We start from the raw sequence: 1,331 nt of genomic DNA, 5'->3' as shown, positions 1-1,331 counted from the left end.
TGTGGTGTGCCAGGACATGCCTGACAGGTGATGTGACAGGACATCGCTGACACTCGAGCGCTGGTGGCTGGATGATCGGCCATGGCGGATCTGGTGGTGGCGATGGATGTCCGGATGGCGATCGCGTTCGCGTGCTGCTCGCCGGAGCCGGTGAACGTGTCGGCGTTCTGCGCCGAGCACGGCATCTCGCGGCAGACGTTCTACCTCTACCGTCGCCGGTTCCAGGCCGAGGGCGTGCAAGGGGTGCTGCCCCGCTCACGCCGGCCCGGGACCAGCCCGGGCGCGACCAGCGACACCGTCCGCGAGGCGGTGCTGGCCATGCACGACCGGCTGCGGGCCGAGGGCTGGGATGCCGGGGCGCGCAGCGTGCGGGACCGGCTGCTGGCCCACGGCCTGGAGGCGGTACCCAGCGACCGCACGATCCACCGGATCCTGGCCGCTGCCGGGCGGGTGAAGACCTCACCCAGGAAACGTCGCCGGGACAGCTACCACCGCTTCGAAAGCACCGCCCCGAACGGGATGTGGCAGCTGGACGGCACCCAGACCCGCCTGTCCGACGGCGCCGTGGTGCACATCCTGCGGGTGCTGGATGACCACTCCCGGATGTTGCTGGCCACCCTGGCCGCGCCCGCCGAGGACTCCGCCGCCGCGATCACCGTGCTCAGCACCGCGATGCAGCGCCACGGCCGACCGGCCGCGCTGCTGCACGACGGCGCGTTCGCTTACAGCGGTCGCCGCTCCGGGCGTGGCCACGTCACCGAGGTCCAGTGGTGGCTGGCCGGGCTCGGGATCCACCAGATCGTCTCCTCGCCCTACCACCCCCAGACCTGCGGCAAGAAGGAACGTGAGTGGCAAGGCCTGCACCGCTGGCTCAAGGCTCACCCCACCCCCGCGACCCTGCCCGAGCTGCAACGCCTCCTGGACGCCTACGACGCCGTGTTCAACCACGAACGCACCCACCAGGGCATCGGCCGGGTCACCCCCGCCAGCCGCTACACCGCCACCCCCAAAGCCGCACCCGACCCCGCCATCAGCCCCCCGCTGCCGATCGCCACGTTCCACCACGACGTCATCGCCAGCAGCCGCGGCGAGGTCCCCCTGGGCACCAACCACAGCCTGCGCTTGGGTCCGCAGTGGGCACACGCCCACCTCAGCGTCCTGCGCCACGACCTCGACGTCATCATCTTCGACGGCCAGCAGATCATCCACCAGCTACGCATCGACCCCACCCGACGCCGACAACCCGGCACCAACCCTCCCGGCCGCCCCCGAAAGTCCCTACTGTCAGGCCCACGATGACACTTGTGTCAGCGATGTCCTGGCACATGACA

Annotated in this window: 1 protein-coding gene; it reads left to right on the top strand. The window is 70.5% G+C overall.

The annotated features are described in order from the left end of the window. Nucleotides 1-81 precede the first annotated feature (81 nt). The gene (locus tag J3473_RS19190) at nt 82-1,299 is read left to right on the top strand and encodes a DDE-type integrase/transposase/recombinase (RefSeq protein WP_207025400.1); all 1,218 of its coding nucleotides are present in this window, start codon (nt 82-84) and stop codon (nt 1,297-1,299) included. Nucleotides 1,300-1,331: the final 32 nt, after the last annotated feature.

The organism is Phycicoccus sp. DTK01 (genome assembly GCF_017312765.1).
Classification (GTDB): Bacteria; Actinomycetota; Actinomycetes; order Actinomycetales; family Dermatophilaceae; genus Phycicoccus; species Phycicoccus jejuensis.
This window is presented reverse-complemented; position numbering and strand designations above follow the sequence as displayed.

Excerpts from the sequence above, each read along its gene's own strand:
- J3473_RS19190 (WP_207025400.1), top strand. The coding sequence starts at position 82 with ATGGCGGATCTGGTGGTGGCGATGGATGTCCGGATGGCGATCGCGTTC.